Consider the following 18,231-nt stretch of genomic DNA (forward strand, 5'->3'; position numbering starts at 1 on the left):
GTGAGCATTGTGGTGAGACGGACAGGTCAGGCGATCCGCGGTACGGAGTCGAAGGCGAACCGGCATGCGGTCGACGTCGTCCTTGGCCACCTTGGTGAGATCGGCCCGGCCGTGGCGGCATTGCGCCGGGAGTCGTCCAGGCTCGCCGAGTGGGGCGAAGAGCTGGCCCGTGTCCGCCTGCGGGGAGGCAGTGTGTTCGCTGCCGGAAGCGACGGCTCAGCCCACGAAGCCGACCGTTTTACCTCCGAGCTGACCGCCCATGGCGCTGCGCATCCTCACGACGGCAGCCCCGGCTCGTTCACGGCCATCGTCGCCAGCAAGGAAACCGGGGAAACCATCAGTGACCAAATTCCCTCAGTGGTCAGGCAGGGAGACATCGTGGTGCTCCTGGCTGCCAAGGGGATTACGGACGATCTCCGCAACGCCGCGACCGCTGCCAAAGCCGCCGGCGCCAAGGTGTGGGCTCTGACAGGCAGGGACTCCAAGGACCTGGCCCAATCCGTCAGTGAAGCCATCAACATCAACACGGACCCCCCACATGCCGAGGAAGCGCACCTGGTGGCCGTCCTTGCCCTCTGTGAGTGCTTCGACGAGTCCATGCGGGAGCTGACCAAGTAACAGCGGCGGCGTGTGTCAGCCCGGGCTGGGCGCGTGGCCGTGACACTCTATCCCTGTGAAAAGTACTGTTATTGGCTATTTTGCGGTGCTGGCGCTCTCAGGGCTGGTGTCCCTTAGTGTCCTTGGTGCATCCATGCTGCAGCGCAACGACAACCGGGGCATCCCTGTTCTTGCCTTGGTGGTCGGTGGCCTGTTGCTGACCTTCGTTCAGGGGGTGATGCTTGGGCGGAAAAGCAAGGCCGGGAGCGCTGTTGGGTCTCCCGGGGCCATCGCGCGGGAGTCGACGACGACCACCGTCGTTGCCTCCGAGGATTTTGCACACTCACCGTCCGCCGTGTGGGCCGTCATTCGCCCTGCTGAATCGTCCCTCTCCTTGGAGGACGGCGTGTACCACGCCCTGTCCGTGCCGGCTATTCCGGATGGGCCGGGCGAACTTCAGTGTTTCTTCCACCGCAACGGCTACATCGGCGTACTGGAAGTCGTCGAAGAGGTTCCGGAGCAGCTGGCCGTCACCCGCCCGCGGGTGCCGGTCGGCCCTGACATGCTGACGAGGTACAGGCTGGAGGGCACCGGAGACGGATCCCGGCTGACCATTGAGAGCGACCTTGAAGTCTCTGGTGACTTCTCCTTGGAAGGAGAAGAATACCGCCGCTACTGGGGCTCCTACCTCCGCAGGGTGAATGCGCTGCTGGATCAGCAAGCGGGGGGGCCTGGCGAAGCAGGAGCGGACACGAGGATGTGATCTGCCACTCAGCCGGAATAGTTGCAGACGCCATGCAGTTGTGCGCAGTGAACCTGTTTCATTCTGAAAGGAACTGCGCATGCTGTTTTCCCCCTTGGCCCTCGGCGAGCTTGAACTTTCCAACCGACTGGTAATGGCCCCGCTGACGCGACTCCGCGCCGGCGAACAGGGTGTGCCCGGTTCCTTGATCGCCGAGCACTACCGTCAACGCGCCTCCTTGGGCTTGATCGTGAGCGAAGGAACCTACCCGACGCCGGCAGGCCGGTCCTACCCGGGGCAGCCTGGCCTCGTGACCGAGGACCAGATTGCCGGATGGAAAAAGGTGACTGATGCCGTTCACGCAGAGGGTGGCCGGATGTTCGCCCAGATCATGCACGGCGGCCGGGTTTCGCATGCCGACATCACTGGTGGCCACGAGATCGTGGCTCCCAGCGCGGTAGCCATTGACGGTGAGGTGCGGACCCCGCAGGGCAAGCAGGCCTACCCCGTGCCGCGTGAACTCCGCACTGACGAGCTCCCCGGAGTGATCCAGGAGATCGTCACAGCGTCGAAGAACGCTATTGAGGCAGGCTTCGACGGCGTCGAGCTCCACTCCGCCAACGGTTACCTCCTGCACGAGTTCCTTGCCCCGAATTCCAACGTCCGTACCGACAGCTACGGTGGTTCTCCCGAGAACCGCGCACGCTTCGTGATCGAGACCGTCAACGCTGTGGTTGAAGCCTTGGGTGCCAACCGCGTTGGCATCCGGATCTCCCCGGAGCACAACGTCCAGGGCATCGCCGAGACGGATGCCACCGACGTCCGGGCCACCTACGAAGTGCTGGTGGACACCATCGCCCCGCTGAACCTCGCGTACCTGAGCATCCTGCACCACGAGCCCAAGGGTGCGCTGGTCCAGGATCTTCGCGAGCGTTTCAACGGCACTTTCCTGGTCAACACGGGTTTTAGCGAGATCACTACCCGCGATGAAGCGTTCGCCATCATCGAAGAAGGTCTCGCCGACGCCGTAGTGGTTGGCCGTCCCGCCATCGCGAATCCGGACCTTGCCCGCCGCTGGCGTGAAAGCCTGCCATTGAACGAACCGGACGCTTCGACGTTCTACGCGGACGGCGCCGAGGGTTACACGGACTACCCGTTCTACGCGAACTAACCCACAGCACGCCACGACGCCGGCACTCACCACTCGTTTCCAGTGGTGCGTTGCCGGCGTCGTGCCTTAAGTACCGGTCACCTGTAACTACCGGCATCCAGCGCAATGTGACGACGTCTCCCTATCGGCCATGGGTCCGCGTTCCTATAGGATTTGTGGCATGTCTCAACCTTCGCCGGCAGTCGCCCGCCGCGGCTTTCCTGTCAGTCGCCAAGTCCTGGCCGACCACGTGTATGAAGCTTTGCTCGAATGGCTCATGGACGGCCGGTTGGAGCCCGGAGCTGCCGTCAGCATCGACGGAATGGCGCGGGAACTGGACGTTTCGCCGACGCCGGTGCGTGAGGCGCTGGCCCGCTTGGAGCATACGGGGATGGTGCGTCGTGTCGCGCTGAAGGGTTACCGGGTGGCGCCGGTGTTCACCCGCGAAGACTTCGCCGAACTGATGGAAGCCCGGCTCTCAATTGAGCCCGTCAACGCCCGCCTGGCGTGTGCCCGCATGACCCCGGAGGGCTTGGAAGCACTGAAGCAGGCTGTGGAGGACTTGAAGACAGCTCCCAGGGGCGGGACGTTCGCTGAATACCGCAACTATCTCGAAGCGGACGAGCGATTCCACCAGCTCATCGCGGCCCAGGCCAGCAACCAGTTCCTCTTGGCGGCCTATAACACCCTGGGTGGACAGATTCAGCGCTTCAGGCTGTTCGGGGGAGTGGGCATCACGGATGCTGAGCAGGCAATCTCCGAGCACCAGGCCGTGCTGGATGCGATGATGAGCGGCGACCCGGAGAAAGCCGCGCAGAAAATGACCGAGCACGTGGAAAAGGTGCGCGGCCGGGCGATCGCGGACGCGCCGGCAGACTAACCGGCCCACGCCGGCGGACTAACCGCCCGCGTCTGGTTCGGGCATGGACTTGCCCGCTGACCGCACGCGCATGCCCGCAGAGACCCGCGCGCCCCGCCACCAGCTCCTGTGACCCCCTTCACAGACATATGTATGACATATAGGATCTAGGAAGTTTCCGAAAAGGCTTGACAGTTCCTCTCTGTTCGTAAATCCTATAGGAAACAGGATTCCACGAAGGAGTGATCATCATGGCGTATACCGCCGAGAATTGGCCCATTACAGCGGCCCTCCTGCAGTTCCCGGGCACCGACAGCACGGGCCGGGACATCAACGACGCCGATGCTTCCGTCTGGGCCGAAGTCCTTCAGGAAGTGAAGGAAGCAGGGTTCGCGAACGCCGACCTGACCGACAGCTGGGTCCGTCCGGGAAACCTCAGCACGGACCGCCTCGCCGAGTTCAAGCAGACCGCGGACCATGTGGGCATCGGGATGCCGGTGATCTCAGCAATTCGTCGCAGCGTCATCCACAGCACGGACTGGGCCGACAACCTCGCCTACAGCCACCGCACCATCGACGCCGCCGCAGAGCTCGGTTGCGAAGTTGTCTCCATCGGACTCCACCAGGCCATCACTGCCGAGCAGCAGAAACAACTCTGGTTCTGGACCGTGGAGGGCTACAAGGATCCGGTCGGGGACAAGGAAGCATGGGGCAACGCGGTCTCCCGTATCCGGGAACTCGGAAAGCACGCAGCAGAGGCCGGCATCCTGCTCTCCTTGGAAATGTATGAGGACACCTACCTGGGCACCTCCGACTCTTCCGTTCAGCTGGTCCAGGACATCGGCCTGGACAACGTTGGCCTGAACCCGGACCTTGGCAACCTGATCCGCCTCCACAGGCCCATTGAGGACTGGCGGGAAATGGTGGCCAAGACCCTCCCGTACTCCAACTACTGGCACATGAAGAACTACATCCGCGACGAAGACGTAGCCCGCGACAGCTACATCACCATGCCTGCCCCGATGGAAAGCGGACTCATCAACTACCGCGAGGCCTTCAAAGTGGCGCTTTCGGTGGGCTTCCAGGGCATCCTCTGCACTGAGCACTACGGCGGAGACGGCCTCAGCGTGACCGCGAGCAACCAGGACTACCTCCGCCGGCACGTCCTCCCGAAGTCCGATGGCTATGCGCTGGGAACGAGCCAGGTCGCCCAGGGACGGCAGCAACCCGTGGCAGCGTTGGCAGGAGCCGCGAAATGACACAGATCTTTGACAACCCGGCAGACTTCGCCGACGAAGCCCTAGACGGTTTCGTCGCTGCCAACCGCGGCTACGTAGCCAGGGTGGACGGCGGAGTGGTGCGCTCCACCGAAGTACCCGCCGGCCAGGTGGCGCTGGTGGTTGGTGGAGGTTCCGGGCATTACCCGGCCTTCGCAGGACTCGTCGGACCCGGCCTTGCGGCTGGTTCGGCGTGCGGCAACATGTTCGCCTCCCCGGCGGCCGGCCAGGTCTACCGCGTGGCCAAGGCTGCAAATGCGGGCGGGGGAGTCCTCCTCAGCTACGGAAACTACGCCGGCGACGTCCTCCACTTCGGCCAGGCCCAGCTGCGGCTTAACGCCGAGGGAATCGAAACCCGCACGGTCACCGTCACCGACGACATCGCCAGTGCGCCTATTGAGCAGATCGAAAAGCGCCGCGGCATTGCAGGGGACCTCACGGTCTTCAAAATCGCCGGCGCCGCCGCAGAAGCAGGACTGAACCTCGACGACGTCGAGCGTTTGGCCATCAAGACCAACTACCGCACACGTTCCCTCGGTGTGGCGTTCGACGGTTGCACGCTCCCGGGAGCCACGGATCCGCTGTTCCATGTCCCTGCCGGCCAGATGTCCCTCGGCCTGGGGATCCACGGCGAACCCGGCATCTCCGAGCACCCCATGCCCACGGCCTCCGAGCTCGCCGATCTCCTGGTGTCTAAGCTGCTGGCCGACAAGCCGGAGGACGCAGGGGACCGCGTCGTAGCGATCGTCAACGGACTGGGCACCGTCAAATACGACGAACTTTTCCTGCTGTTCGGGAAGATCGAAAAACTGCTCAGTGCCGCAGGACTGACGGTCGTTGAACCTGAATGCGGCGAGCTGGTGACCAGCCTGGACATGTCCGGACTCTCGCTGACGCTGCTGTGGCTGGACGAGGAACTCGAACAGTATTGGGCAGCACCCGCTGACACTCCCGCCTTCCGAAAGGGCAGCATGGCACCGCGCGCAGCCCGCGCGGCCGCGGCCATCGACTACGCCGAAACCGCCGACATCGAACAGCCCACCCCGGCTGCCGCCGAACTCGGGCGGCAGGCCATTGCGGTCCTCGCCCAGGTGCGGGACGTCGTCGTCGAGCATGAAGAGGAGCTCGGCAAGCTGGACGCAATCGCCGGCGACGGCGACCACGGTATCGGCATGCGCCGCGGCGTGGATGCCGCCGCGCAGGCCGGAGAAGCTGCGAGCGGTTCTTCCGTTGCGCGGATTCTTGCCAGCGCCGGCGAGGCGTGGAGTGAGCGGGCCGGTGGCACTTCGGGGGCGCTGTGGGGTTCGGCAGTCATCGCAGCCGGGTTGTCGCTCGGAAACCGGGAGTCCTACAGTTCCAAGGATGCCGCTGCTGCGGTGGAAGCCTTCACCAGCGCCATCACCGAACTCGGCAAGGCCGACCCCGGTGACAAGACCATGGTGGATGCCCTCCTGCCGTTCCGGGACGCCTTCCTTGCAGAGCTCGACGGCGGAGCTCCCGTTGACCGCGCACTGGCAGTCGCCGCTGCAGCGGCCGAGTCCGCTGCCGCCAATACCGCTGACCTCCGGCCGCTCAAGGGCCGCGCACGTCCCCTCGCCGAGAAGAGCATCGGCCACCCTGATCCCGGTGCAGTGTCCTTCGGCCTGATCGCCGCAAGGATCTCCCACCACATCGATTCACAACTGGCCGCCGCGGCTCCCTCCACAGCGGCCGGAAACGGAGCATCAGAATGAGCAACACACCAGGCTGGCGCATCATCGTCGGCAACGATGAAGCCGGAGTGGAATACAAGAACGCCCTCCTGGCCCTGTTGGAAGCTGACCCGCGTGTTGCGTCAGTGACCGACGTCGGCGTGGGTCCCAACGATTCCACTGCCTACCCGCACGTGGCCGTCGACGCTGCCCGCAAGGTGGCAGAAGGCGAAGCGGACCGGGCACTGCTGATCTGCGGAACGGGACTGGGTGTGGCCATCGCGGCCAACAAGGTGCCCGGCATCCGCGCAGTCACCGCGCACGACAGCTACTCCGTGGAACGTTCAGTCCTGAGCAACAACGCACAGGTCCTCACCCTCGGCCAGCGGGTGATTGGCCTTGAACTGGCCAAGAAGCTGGTCGGAGAGTGGCTCAGCCACCGTTTTGACGAAAACTCATCCTCCGCCGCCAAGGTGGACGCCATTTGCTCGTACGAGCCCGACTACACAAAGGCAGTCTGATCATGACCGTTTCCGAAGGCACTCAAACCACTGAAGCCGCTGTAAACAACGCAGCCCGGAAGATCGCCGTCGTTGGCTCCGGCTACATGGGCGGCGGAATCGCGCAGGTCCTGGCACTCGGTGGAGCACGCGTTGCGCTGGCTGACGTGTCCGCCGAAGTTGCGCAGAAGAACTACGACCGCCTCCTGGTGGAGTCCGAGCAGTTCATCGCGGACGGCCTTTTCCCTGAAGGCTCCACGGAGATCCTCAAGCAGAACCTGTGGGCTGCCAAGGACATCGAGGAAGCTGTTGCCGACGCCGACTTCATCGAAGAATGCGTTCCCGAGGTGCTGGAGATCAAGCACCAAACGCTCGCACGGATCAGCGCCGCAGCCCGTCCGGATGCAGTGATCGGCTCCAACACCTCAACGATTTCCATTGCGGCGCTGGCCGAGGCCGTGACAAACCCGGAGCGTTTCCTGGGCGTCCACTTCTCCAACCCGTCACCGTTCATTCCCGGCGTGGAGGTCATTCCCCACGCAGGTACTTCCGCGGCAACGGTGTCCGCTTCGCGTGACCTCGTCCACGCGGCCGGCAAGCAGACCGCCGTCGTGAAGGACGTCACCGGCTTTGTCCTCAACCGCCTGCAGTACGCGCTGTTCCACGAGGCGGCACAGCTGGTGGAGCAGGGAATCGCAACAGCCGACGACGTCGACACGCTGGTGCGCACGACGTTTGGCTTCCGTTTGCCCTTCTTCGGTCCGTTCGCCATTGCGGACATGGCCGGCTTGGATGTCTACAACTTCTGCTACAAGTCGCTGCAGACCGGATTCCCGGAGCGCTTCGCGACGCCGAAGATCCTCTCCGACTTGGTGGAGGCCGGCAAGCTCGGCACCAAGACCGGTGCGGGCTTCCTCAATGTTCCGGCAGAACGCACCCCGGAACTGATCGCCTACCGCAACAAGGCCTACGTCGCCATGCAGAAGCTCATTGAAGAGCTTGGCCCGGCCCCGATCAACTAATCCAGGAGAAACCACATGACTTTCCCCGCAGAACGCACCGCAATCGTCACGGGTGCTGTTTCCGAGCGCGGCATCGGCCGCGCCACCGTCAACTACCTCGCCGCGCAGGGCTGGAACATCGGCATCATCGACCTCGATGACGCCGCCTGCAAGGCTGCCGCCAAGGAGATCGCCGCCGAATACGGTGTCCAGGCCCACGGCGTAGGCGCCAACGTTGCCAGCGAATCCGAAGTACGTGCAGCCATTGACGAGCTTGAGGCTGAACTGCCCCAGATCGTGGCACTGGCCAACGTTGCCGGCGTCAGCTCGCCCATCGGCTACCTCGAACTCGAGCCGGCCGAGTGGGACCGCGTGCTGAACATCAACCTCAACGGCGTCCACTACGCCACCCGCCGCGTTGCCGAGTCCATGGTGAAGAACCGCATCGGACGAATCGTCAACATTTCATCGGTTTCCGCCCAGCGTGGCGGCGGCACGTTCTCCAAGACCCCGTACTCCGTGGCCAAGGCGGGCGTTATCGGACTGACCCGTGCTACCGCACGCGAGCTGGGGGAATACGACATCACCGTGAACGCCATCTCACCCGGGCCCATCGACACCGACATCATGGGTGGCACGTTGAGCCAGGAGCGCAAAGATGAACTCACCAAGGACCTCGTGGTGAACCGCGTGGGCTCCACCCGTGACATCGCCGCCGCCATCGCCTTCCTCATCAGCGAGGACTCCGGATACATCTCCGGCCAGACGCTGAATGTGGATGGCGGACTGTACATGCACTAGGCCTTCGCCGATGAAGACCTGGACCCGAGAAAGAAAGATCTACCTTGCCGTGGGCGTCGTCGTCTGCGTCGTGGGCCTGGTGCTCATTTTCTTCCCGCGCTGATAGCGCACTGAGGTTATCTCCCCCCCAATTGACTACTCAAAGAGGAGTTTCGATGTCTGTTGCCTCGAGTTCCACCAAGGAATTGCTGGATTCGCCGGTCCTGAAATCGGCCATATCCAAGGCTTCATTCCGGCTGATGCCCATGTTGGTCATCCTGTACGTAGTAGCTTTCCTTGACCGCACCAACGTGGGCTTCGCCGAAGCGGCACTCGGTGTGGACAAGGGCATCACCGCCGGGGCCTACGCCCTGGGTGCCGGTATTTTCTTCATCGGCTACGCCCTGTTTGAAATCCCCAGCAACCTGCTGCTGACCAAGTTCGGCGCGAAAATGTGGCTTGCACGCATTGCGGTCACGTGGGGCATAGTGTCCGCTTGCTTCGCGTTCGTGCAGGGTGAAACCTCGTTCATCATCCTCCGGTTCCTGCTGGGCGTGACTGAAGCCGGGCTGTTCCCCGGCGTCATCATGTTCCTCGCCGCATGGTTCCCCAACAAGGTCCGTGTGAAGATGTTCGCCATCTTCTACCTTGCCCAGCCGTTCTCGCAGATGATCGGCGCCCCGCTCTCGGGCTGGCTCATCAACATTGGTGACCAGGTTCCGGGGGTTGCCGGGTGGCAGGTGATGTTCTTCGTCGAAGGCATGCTCGCTGTCCTGGCAGGTATTGCTGCCTTCTTCTTCCTCATCAACAGCCCCCAGGATGCCAAGTTCCTGAGCAAGGAAGAAAAGGTGGCCCTGACCGATGTCATGGCGCTGGAAGACACCGTGAAGGAAGAATCCGGCCCCCGCGGCGTCATGGCTTCGATGAAGAATGGCAAGGTCTGGTACTTCACCGTCATCTACTTCTGCCTGCAGATCGCGGTGTACGGTGTCACGTTCTACCTTCCCCAACAGGTGTCCCAGCTGACAGGACAAAAGGTAGGGCTCGCCGTCGGACTGCTGACCGCCATCCCATGGTTCTTTGGCATCTTTGCCTGCTTCTTCATCGGGAAGGCAGCCAACACGGTCCTCCGCCGGCGCCGCTGGGGCACGGCTTTGTTCGTCTCCACAGGTCTGTGCATCTTCGGTTCCGCCTGGGCCGGCGCCAACCACCAGCCGGTCCTCGGCATCATCTTTATCACCCTGGCGGTGTGCAGCTTCCTGGCGATCGGTCCGATCGCATGGTCATACCCGACGGCGTTCCTCACCGGAACGGCTGCAGCTGCAGGCATCGGCCTCATCAACTCCCTGGGTAACCTGGGCGGTTTCGTCGCACCGATCCTGCGCACCTCAGTCAACCAGATGACGGCCTCGGACACGGGGACCATGGGTGTTTACGCCCTCGGGGTCCTGCCCTTCCTGGCCGCGGTGATGATGTTCGGCACCCGTGTCTTCTCCAACAAGGCCGACGAGCTGCTGGACAAGTAGTAATGAACGCAGCAGCCATGACCTCTCAGGACGCCCTGTACATCGGAGTCAGTACCAAGATGTACATGGGGTACGCCCGCAGCCTCGCGTGGCTGGAGCAGTTGGTGGCAGAAGTGGACGCCCGTCCGGCCCTCGCGGCCGGGCGGGTAGTCCCGTTTGTCATCCCCTCGTTCCCGGTCCTCCCTGCGGCGGCTGCGCTGGTGGCTGACTCGTCGCTGGTCCTCGGCGCGCAGAACTGTGGTTGGTCCGACGGGCCCTGGACTGGTGAGGTAGCGCCGTCGATGCTCGCTGAGCTTGGCGTTGGCCTGGTGGAAATCGGGCACGCCGAACGCCGCCGGCACTTTGCCGAAGACGATGCGGTGGTGGCCCTGAAAGTGGGCGCCGCCGTCGGGTCCGGCCTTACTCCGCTGCTGTGCGTGGGCGAGACCGAGGCCTGCGCGCCGGAGGCCGCAGCAGAGATTGTCTTCCACCAGATCAAGGCGGCTGTTTCCGGCGACTGGGCCGTGGCTGCCCGGCTCGTGATTGCGTATGAGCCGGTGTGGGCCATTGGCGCTCCCGAACCGGCCTCGGCCGAATACGTTTCCCTGGTGGTCGGCGCCTTGCGCGAGGCTTTGGCGCAGCACGCTTTGCAGGGCCTTCCCGTGATCTACGGGGGCTCGGCGAAACCCGGCCTCCTGCCCCGAGTTACGGGTGTTTCCGGCCTCTTCCTTGGCCGCTTCGCGCACGACGCCGCGAACTTTGGCCGTGTCCTGGATGAGGCCCTGAGTTTTTGTACAGCAGACGCCCTTAAGTCGCCCTCTAAAGGGCAGTAAGTGTACAAAAACTCCGCTGGCAGAGGGCCACGAAGCCGCCCAGGTTTTCCAGTCCTTCCGGATGTGTCGGCAGGTAGTTGGTCAGTTCGGGAGAACGCACGACGACGGCCCGCCACTGTCCGCGGGAGACCGCCACGTTGATCCGGTTGCGTGAGAGCAGGAACTCCATGCCGCGAGGGACTTCTCCGGCGGCGGATGCAGCCATGGACACGATGACCACGGGAGCTTCCTGGCCTTGGAATTTGTCCACTGTCCCTACCCGGACCTTAATCAGGCCGGCAGCGTGGAGTTCATGCTTGATGAGCTGTACCTGCGCGTTGTAGGGCGCGACCACCAGGATGTCGCTCTCGTCCAGGGCACGGACCTCCAGGGCACGGCCCTCCAAAGCACGGCCCTCCGGGGATGGGCTTTTCGGGGATTGGGAGGGGTCGTGCCATGTCAGGCCGAGGTGGGCCTGCACTTGCCGGAGGACTTCCGCCGCTTCCTCGGCTGAGGATGTCGAGTTCCCGGTGTGGTGGACGTAGACGGTCGAAATTCCCGGGCCGGCACCTTCCAGCCAGCGCTCTGAGGCTGCGGGTGCCGCTTCCAGCCGGGAGTCGTACGAGAGCTCGGACACGGCACTGCACAGATCCGGATGCATGCGCCATGACAGCGCCAGGAAGTAGCCAAGCTCAGCCGGCAGTGTGTTGTATCCGTCGGATAACCAGCCCAGTGCTGACTCGTCAACGGGCTCAGGGTGCGTCCCCTGGGTGACCTGCGGGAGCTGCTGGGGATCACCCAGCAGGAGGAGCCGCTTGGTTGCCCGGCTGACGGCCATGGTATTGGCCAGGGAGAACTGGCCTGCTTCGTCGATGACCAGCAGGTCCAGGGCTCCCGCAGGGACCTCCTTGCCCACCATGGCCCAGGCTGTGCCGCCGATCAGGGCACCGCCGGGCATGGACAACGCCTCCGCCACGTCGGCCTTCCCGCACCCGTTCCACGGCACGGGGTCGTTGTGTTTGACCTCTTTGGCCACCCGCATCGGGTCCACCCCGGCCTTCTCCACGGCGGCACACAGCATGTGCTCGACCACGGCGTGTGATTGTGCCACGACGCCGACCTTCCAGCCCTCGGCCACGAGCCGGGCCAAGACGTGCGCGCCAACGTAGGTTTTCCCACTCCCCGGAGGGCCCTGGACCGCCAGGTAGGAATGGTCAAGGTCCTTCACTGCGGCGGTAATTGCGTCAATGTATCCGTCGGGCCCGGACCCAACAGCGGGCAGCGCGTCGAGGCTGCGCAGCCTGGGTGGTTGCCGGCGGACCAGATCCAGCGCCGCGTCCTTGGGCCATGCGGGCAACCCGTCCCGGAGCTTGGTGGCCAAAGCTGCCAGCGCTGCCCTCTGACCGTTCGTCGGAATGGGGCTGTCAGGGGTCAAGGCCATGGGCAGTTGGGTGAACTCCGTGGAGTCCTTGCGGAGGCTTTCGGCGATGATGACTGACTCGAAGTCCCCGTCTTCGCCCACTTCGGTGACCTTCGTGTTGCTCCAGCCGGCGCGGCCAAGAACTGATGATTCCTTCGCTGACAGGGCCTCCGGCAGCGGGGGGCCGTACATCCTGAAGTAGCTCTTGCCCGGATCCAACCCCGCACCGTCACCGGAACGTCCAAGCAGTTTGACGATCCGGACCGGGTTGCTGCGGGGCGTTGGCCTGGCCCAGTCCTGCAGCAACTCGGCATGGTCCACGATGAACAAGTCACGGGCGTCGTCCCATTGGGAGGTGGGTTTCTCAAGACGATCGAAGTGGCCCCACCAATGCTGCTTGTCTTCACGCCGGTGGTAGCCGACACCCGCTGCGACAATGCGGATGGCCAGGGCATCCGGAGTGGCTCGTTCGGCCTCCGGGAGCCCGGCGAGGTAGTCGAACAGTGCCGTCTCTTCGGGTGCGGCCTCGTACCTGTTCGCGTCCCGGTCTTTCGGGTTCCCTGGCTGCGTGTCACCGGTCTCGTCGCGGAACGATCCGGGAGTGATTGAGCGTTCCGCCGCCCGCGCAAGCAACCAGTTGCGCAGTTCCAGCGTGGAGAGGCAGTCGTACTCGTTGTAGTCCCGGATACCTTCCAGGATCTCAGCGGCTACGGCAGCCTGTCCGGTGTCCCGGGCCGTACAGAAATCCGCATAGGCCACCACGGACGCGCCAGCGTCGGTCACGTCACCGGAGCGGAGGTGCTGGCCCATGTACAAGGGCTCAAGTTTCTTGATGCTGTAGGAGTTCGAGGAAATCCGGATACTGTGCCGGACGGTGTCGTAAAGGTCCACGAGGACGCCTTCGCGCAGGAGGTCGTCGACGGCGGTTTCACCCACCACATGTGTCAAGGAAAGATTACGCAGTGCAGTTTTTTCATAAGCAGCGTAGTGGTAGATATGCATGCCCGGATATTGTGCGCGGCGCTTGGCGACGTATTCCAGGAAGTCCACGAACGCCTGGCCTTCCTCCGTCCGGGAGTGCGCCCAGAAGGGACGGAACACCGGAGATGCGCCGGGCTCAACAGGGTTCTCCACGACACCGAACAGGTATTCCAGGCCCCATTTTCCGGTAGCTGGATCCTGCCACAGGGGGTCGCCTTCGAAATCGAAGAAGATGTCCCCGGGGTCCGGCGTCGGGAGGCGTCCCAGCGTGTTGTCAGTCAGCACGTTGTAACTGATTGCTTTGGCTTCTCCGGACGCGTCCGTGTACTCCACAGTGCCGTCCGGGGTCCCGGTTCCCGTTTGGAGCCTCGCCTGTTCCCGGAGCCGCAGCAGCGTGGGATCGCCCGTGGCCGGCAGGGCGGCCAGCTGGTCGATGGTGGTGACGCCGTCCTCGATCAACTTCTTGCGTCTGCTGATACGCATGCCCGCGACCATGAGCAGGTCCCGGTGCAGCTGGACCTGCTCCGCGCAGTAGTCGCAGCGGCCACACGCAGAGTACCGGGGGTCGCCCCAGGCAACCGGTTCGCTGCCTGAACGGTGCGCAGCGGTCATTCCGAGGAACCGTTCGCGGCGTTCCTTGAACACGGGCAGGATTTGGGAAAGCGGATGATCGCTCTGGACCCGGTTGCCCAGCACCAGGGTGACGTGGGGGTCCGGTGTGATGCCGGCCTGAATGAGTTGGTCCCCATAGGCGGCCAGCTGCAGGAGGGCTGTGACTTTGGCGTGGCGCGCCAGCTTGGTGTCGAACACTGCATACTGACCGCCTGGCCGCTTGACCAGGAAGTCGGATCGACCGTGGAACGTGCCATCAAAGAAGGCGGCCTGGAAAACGACATCCGCACCGGCACGCAAGGCATCGAGGGATTCCGCATGCTTGGCCCTCAGCGTGCCGCGGTCCATCGCAGTGGCGGGAACGACGTCGTAAACCCCGGTTCCCGTGGCCGGGTCCCACTGACCGAACCGGTCCACGAATTCCTCCAGAACCCGGTGTTCGTGGACGTCGCCGAGTGCCGCAGTGCGTTCCAGCATGGCATCGGCAGGGAAATCCGGCTTCGGAGTGCGGCCCAGTTTTTCGTCGAGCTTGCGGAGCAATTGGTACTCGCAGGTAGCCGCGATCACCAGATCGCTGGCCGAGAAGACCAGATCCTGCGGGGCGCCTGCCGGCTCCGGATCGAGAAAGAACACCGCGGGCCACCTGCCTTCCTTGCTGTGAATACCCTTGCAAGCCAAGCTATCAGCGGGCCCCGACAATATAGCCCGGCAATGTAGCCTCCCTCCGATTTAGACTGCACCCATGACCGAAACAATGCCCACGGCAGATCCCGCGTTCGAAGCCGCCTACCAAGCCGCGCAGAAGAGCCTCAACGAGGGCGGAATCCCCATCGGAGCCGCCTTGGCAAGGGCCGGAGAAGTCATAGCAAGCGGGCATAACGAGCGCGTCCAGCACGGCGACCCCATTGCGCATGGGGAAATGTCGGCACTGCGTGCGGCCGGCCGGCAAAAGAGTTACCGCGACACCACCCTGTACACCACCCTTGCCCCGTGCGCGATGTGCACCGGGACCATCATCCAGTTCAAGATTCCGCGCGTGGTGGTGGGGGAGGCCGAGACGTTTCCGGGCGAATTCGAACTCCTGCGCTCACGCGGCGTGGAGGTCATTGTGCTGGATGACCAACGCTGCGTGGACATGATGCGCACCTTCCAGGATGAGCATCCGGAACTCTGGGCCGAGGACATCGCGGAGGACTGAAATCCGTCTGGTCACGGCTACTTGGCGGGCGTAGTCTGGCATCATCGGCGTTGGAGCCGAAGGGCCCCGCGTCGATAATCCCAATCGATGAAGGAGGACCCATGAGTGCCGTGCGTGAATTCATGACGACGAATGCCCAGTGCATCGCCGAGGACAAAACTCTCCAGGAAGCCGCCGTGCTGATGAGGGACCTGGACTGCGGTTCGCTTCCCATCTGCGGCAATGACGGCAAGCTCACCGGCTTCATCACGGACCGCGACATCGTGGTCAAGTGTTTGGCCGAGGGCAAGGACGCCCGGCAAGTCCTAGCCAGCGAGCTCGCCGGCGGCAAGCCCTACTGGGTGGACGCCGATGCCAGCGTTGACGACGCCGTGGCCATGATGGAGGAGCACCAGGTGCGCCGCCTGCCCGTCATCAGCGACCACAAACTGGTGGGCATCATCAGCCAGGGTGACATTGCCCGCAACCACTACGCCGAGCAGCGCCTCGGCGAAATGGTGGAGCACATCTCCGCCAAGGAGCACATGGCGCACTAAACCACGCCGGAGGGCAAGGCCAGCTGCCGCGAGGCACTCCCGCCACGGGAACGCCTCGCGGCCCGTTCCCACAGGCAAGCCCTCGTGAGGCAAACTGTCATGGTGACTTCAAATCTCCAACACCAGTCAGCCGACTCCGCCATCCACGCACAAATCGCAGAAGAACTCGGCGTCAAAGCCTGGCAAGTCAAGGCCGCGGTGGAACTGCTCGACGCCGGATCCACCGTCCCCTTCATCGCCCGCTACCGCAAGGAAGTCACCGGGACGCTCGATGACACCCAGCTGCGTGACCTCGAAGAGCGCCTCAGATACCTTCGTGAGCTGGAAGAACGCCGCAAGGCCGTCCTCGAGGCGATTGCCTCGCAAGGCAAGCTGACCCCGGAACTGGAGGCCGCCGTCGTCGGGGCCGATACCAAAGCCCGGCTCGAAGACATCTACCTTCCCTTCAAATCCAAGCGGCGCACCAAAGCGCAGATCGCCCGCGAAGCCGGTCTCGAGCCCTTGGCCGACGTCCTTCTCGCCAACCCGCAGCTGGACCCCGCCGCCGAAGCCGCCAAGTACTTTAACAGCGAGCACTCCATCGAGGACGCCGCCACGGCGCTCGCCGGTGCCCGTGCCATTTTGGTGGAGCGCGTCGGGCAGGACCCGGACCTCGCCGAGGACCTCCGGGAACGCCTGTGGAAGCAAGGCCGCATGGTCTCTCCCGCGTCAAGAAGGGCATGGAGGCCGAGGGCCAGAAGTTCAAGGACTATTTCGAGTTCACGCAGGTGCCGTCCGGGATGCCGTCGCACCGCGTGCTTGCCCTGCTGCGAGGCGAGAAGGACGGCGTCCTTGAGCTGGATCTCGCCGAAGCAGACCCGGCCGACGACGACGCCCTGGCCGCCGCCCGGGGCAAGTACGAGAACGCTGTGGCCAAGTGCCTGGGCGTCGCCAACCAGGGCCGTCCCGCCGATGCATGGCTGATGCAGACGGCTCAGCTCGCCTGGCGTGGCAGGATCCTGGACCGCCTCACCACGGATCTTCGCGGCCGCATGTTCGCTGACGCAGAGGACGAGGCTGTGCGCGTCTTCGCGGCCAACCTTCGCGACGTCCTGCTCGCCGCCCCGGCAGGCAACCGGGCCACCCTGGGACTGGACCCGGGTCTGCGGACGGGTGTGAAAGTGGCTGTGGTGGACGGCACCGGCAAGGTGGTCACCACGGACACGATCTACCCCCACGCTCCCGCCAGGAAATGGGACGAAGCTTTGGCAACCCTGGGCCGGCTCGCCAAGCAGCACAACGTGGAACTCGTGGCGATCGGCAACGGAACGGCATCCCGTGAGACGGACAAGCTTGCCACCGAGCTGATCAAGTCCCTTGAAGCTGCCGGCTCCAAGGGGATCCAGAAGTTTGTTGTCTCCGAGGCCGGAGCTTCTGTCTATTCAGCATCTGCCTTGGCGGCTTCGGAACTTCCCGGGATGGACGTTTCGCTACGTGGCGCTGTGTCCATCGCACGGCGCCTCCAGGACCCCTTGGCGGAACTGGTGAAGATCGAGCCAAAGTCCATCGGCGTGGGCCAGTACCAGCACGATGTCACTGCCGCGAAGCTGGACCGGTCCTTGGATGCGGTGGTGGAGGACTGCGTGAACGCCGTGGGCGTGGATGTGAACACCGCCTCGCCTGCGTTGCTGAGCCGCGTGGCCGGCGTCGGGCCGTTGCTGAGCGAAAACATCGTGGCCTACCGGAACGAGAACGGCCCGTTCGCCAAGCGCAGCGACCTCAAGAAGGTTCCCCGATTGGGGGCCAAGGCGTTCGAACAGTGCGCCGGCTTCCTCCGCATCACCGGGGGAGCGGAGCCTCTGGATGCCTCCAGCGTGCACCCCGAAGCGTATTCCGTGGCCCGCAAGATCCTCGTGGCAGCGGGAGGGGGTCCCGCCACGGCGCTGGATCCGCAGGCGTTCGTTGACGGTACCTTCGGCCTGCCGACGGTCAAGGACATCATGTCCGAACTCGAGAAGCCCGGCCGCGACCCTCGTCCGGCGTTCAAGGCGGCGTCGTTCTCCGAGGGCGTCGAGAAGATCTCCGACCTCAAGCCGGGCATGATCCTGGAAGGTACGGTCACCAACGTTGCCGCGTTCGGCGCTTTTGTGGATGTCGGGGTGCACCAGGACGGTCTGGTGCACGTCTCGGCCCTGTCCAACAAGTTCGTCTCTGATCCGCGCGAAATCGTGAAGTCCGGCCAAGTGGTCCGCGTCAAGGTGCTGGAGGCCGACCCGGAGCGCAAGCGCATTTCCCTGACGCTCAGGCTCGACGACGAACCCGGCTCTGCGGGTGGCCGCACCTCGGGTGGGCGTGCAGCAGGAGGGCGCGACTCGGGCGGTCAGCCGGGCCAGCGGGGCGGCGGCCAGTCGGGTCAGCGCGGCGGTCAGCCGGGCCAGCGGCAAGGCCAGGGCAGCCCGCAACAACGCAACCCGCGACAGGGCAAACCCCAGCAGACCCAAGCAGCTCCGGCCAACACCGCCATGGCTGAGGCCTTGCGCCGGGCGGGGCTTGGCAAGTAGGCCTGCCGCCTACGGATCCCCGCGGGCTGC

At 64.2% G+C, this 18,231-nt stretch carries 14 protein-coding genes and 1 pseudogene; 14 read left to right on the plus strand and 1 reads right to left on the minus strand.

What is annotated here, in order from left to right; translation table 11 throughout:
• Positions 1 to 33 precede the first annotated feature (33 nt).
• From HMI60_RS09395 to HMI60_RS09445, 11 genes are all read left to right on the plus strand, one after another.
• Entirely contained in the window at positions 34 to 618 is a 585-nt protein-coding gene (locus tag HMI60_RS09395; RefSeq protein WP_039240495.1) for an SIS domain-containing protein, read from the plus strand.
• A gap of 55 nt (positions 619 to 673) precedes the next feature.
• Positions 674 to 1,360 (plus strand): hypothetical protein, encoded by a 687-nt coding sequence (locus tag HMI60_RS09400; RefSeq protein WP_146230320.1) that lies wholly within the window; start codon positions 674 to 676, stop codon positions 1,358 to 1,360.
• A gap of 79 nt (positions 1,361 to 1,439) precedes the next feature.
• Entirely contained in the window at positions 1,440 to 2,510 is a 1,071-nt protein-coding gene (locus tag HMI60_RS09405; RefSeq protein ID WP_110505851.1) for an alkene reductase, read from the plus strand.
• A 160-nt stretch (positions 2,511 to 2,670) separates the two neighbouring features.
• Entirely contained in the window at positions 2,671 to 3,369 is a 699-nt protein-coding gene (locus HMI60_RS09410) for a GntR family transcriptional regulator (RefSeq protein ID WP_193591024.1), read from the plus strand.
• A gap of 230 nt (positions 3,370 to 3,599) precedes the next feature.
• On the plus strand, positions 3,600 to 4,607 hold the full coding sequence (locus HMI60_RS09415) for a sugar phosphate isomerase/epimerase (RefSeq protein ID WP_193591025.1): 1,008 nt from the start codon (positions 3,600 to 3,602) through the stop codon (positions 4,605 to 4,607).
• Positions 4,604 to 6,358: a dihydroxyacetone kinase subunit DhaL gene (gene dhaL, locus HMI60_RS09420; RefSeq protein WP_193591026.1), complete on the plus strand. Its 1,755-nt coding sequence runs from the start codon at positions 4,604 to 4,606 to the stop codon at positions 6,356 to 6,358. The genes HMI60_RS09415 and dhaL overlap by 4 nt, the downstream gene beginning before the upstream one ends.
• A complete protein-coding gene (locus tag HMI60_RS09425; RefSeq protein ID WP_039240134.1) occupies positions 6,355 to 6,837 on the plus strand; it encodes a ribose-5-phosphate isomerase in 483 nt (160 codons plus the stop codon). The genes dhaL and HMI60_RS09425 overlap by 4 nt, the downstream gene beginning before the upstream one ends.
• A 2-nt stretch (positions 6,838 to 6,839) precedes the next feature.
• Complete coding sequence (locus HMI60_RS09430) at positions 6,840 to 7,838, plus strand: 3-hydroxyacyl-CoA dehydrogenase family protein (RefSeq protein ID WP_018777124.1); 999 nt, start codon at positions 6,840 to 6,842, stop codon at positions 7,836 to 7,838.
• Between the two features lie 15 nt (positions 7,839 to 7,853).
• A complete protein-coding gene (locus HMI60_RS09435) occupies positions 7,854 to 8,618 on the plus strand; it encodes an SDR family NAD(P)-dependent oxidoreductase (RefSeq protein ID WP_018777125.1) in 765 nt (254 codons plus the stop codon).
• A 155-nt stretch (positions 8,619 to 8,773) separates the two neighbouring features.
• Positions 8,774 to 10,123, plus strand: a complete 1,350-nt coding sequence (locus HMI60_RS09440) for an MFS transporter (RefSeq protein ID WP_018777127.1) — start codon at positions 8,774 to 8,776, stop codon at positions 10,121 to 10,123.
• Between the two features lie 17 nt (positions 10,124 to 10,140).
• Positions 10,141 to 10,935: a triose-phosphate isomerase family protein gene (locus HMI60_RS09445; protein WP_193591027.1), complete on the plus strand. Its 795-nt coding sequence runs from the start codon at positions 10,141 to 10,143 to the stop codon at positions 10,933 to 10,935.
• Here HMI60_RS09445 and HMI60_RS09450 read toward each other — a convergent pair.
• Positions 10,922 to 14,560, minus strand: coding sequence for a bifunctional RecB family nuclease/DEAD/DEAH box helicase (locus HMI60_RS09450; RefSeq protein ID WP_193591028.1), 3,639 nt, complete (start codon positions 14,558 to 14,560; stop codon positions 10,922 to 10,924). The two genes, HMI60_RS09445 and HMI60_RS09450, sit on opposite strands and share 14 nt — an antisense overlap.
• Before the next feature lie 109 nt (positions 14,561 to 14,669).
• Here HMI60_RS09450 and HMI60_RS09455 point away from each other — a divergent pair, with 109 nt between their 5' ends.
• The 3 genes and pseudogenes from HMI60_RS09455 (at position 14,670) to HMI60_RS09465 (ending at position 18,201) form a co-directional block, all read left to right on the plus strand.
• A complete protein-coding gene (locus HMI60_RS09455) occupies positions 14,670 to 15,125 on the plus strand; it encodes a nucleoside deaminase (protein WP_026267077.1) in 456 nt (151 codons plus the stop codon).
• A gap of 101 nt (positions 15,126 to 15,226) precedes the next feature.
• Positions 15,227 to 15,661 carry a CBS domain-containing protein gene (locus tag HMI60_RS09460; RefSeq protein ID WP_018777131.1) on the plus strand — a complete coding sequence of 145 codons (435 nt, stop codon included), beginning with the start codon at positions 15,227 to 15,229 and terminating at the stop codon, positions 15,659 to 15,661.
• Positions 15,662 to 15,760: 99 nt separating this feature from the next.
• A pseudogene (locus HMI60_RS09465) lies at positions 15,761 to 18,201 on the plus strand (Tex family protein).
• The last annotated feature ends 30 nt before the right edge of the window (positions 18,202 to 18,231 follow it).

Source organism: Paenarthrobacter sp. YJN-D (genome assembly GCF_015040335.1).
GTDB classification, from domain to species: Bacteria; Actinomycetota; Actinomycetes; order Actinomycetales; family Micrococcaceae; genus Arthrobacter; species Arthrobacter nicotinovorans.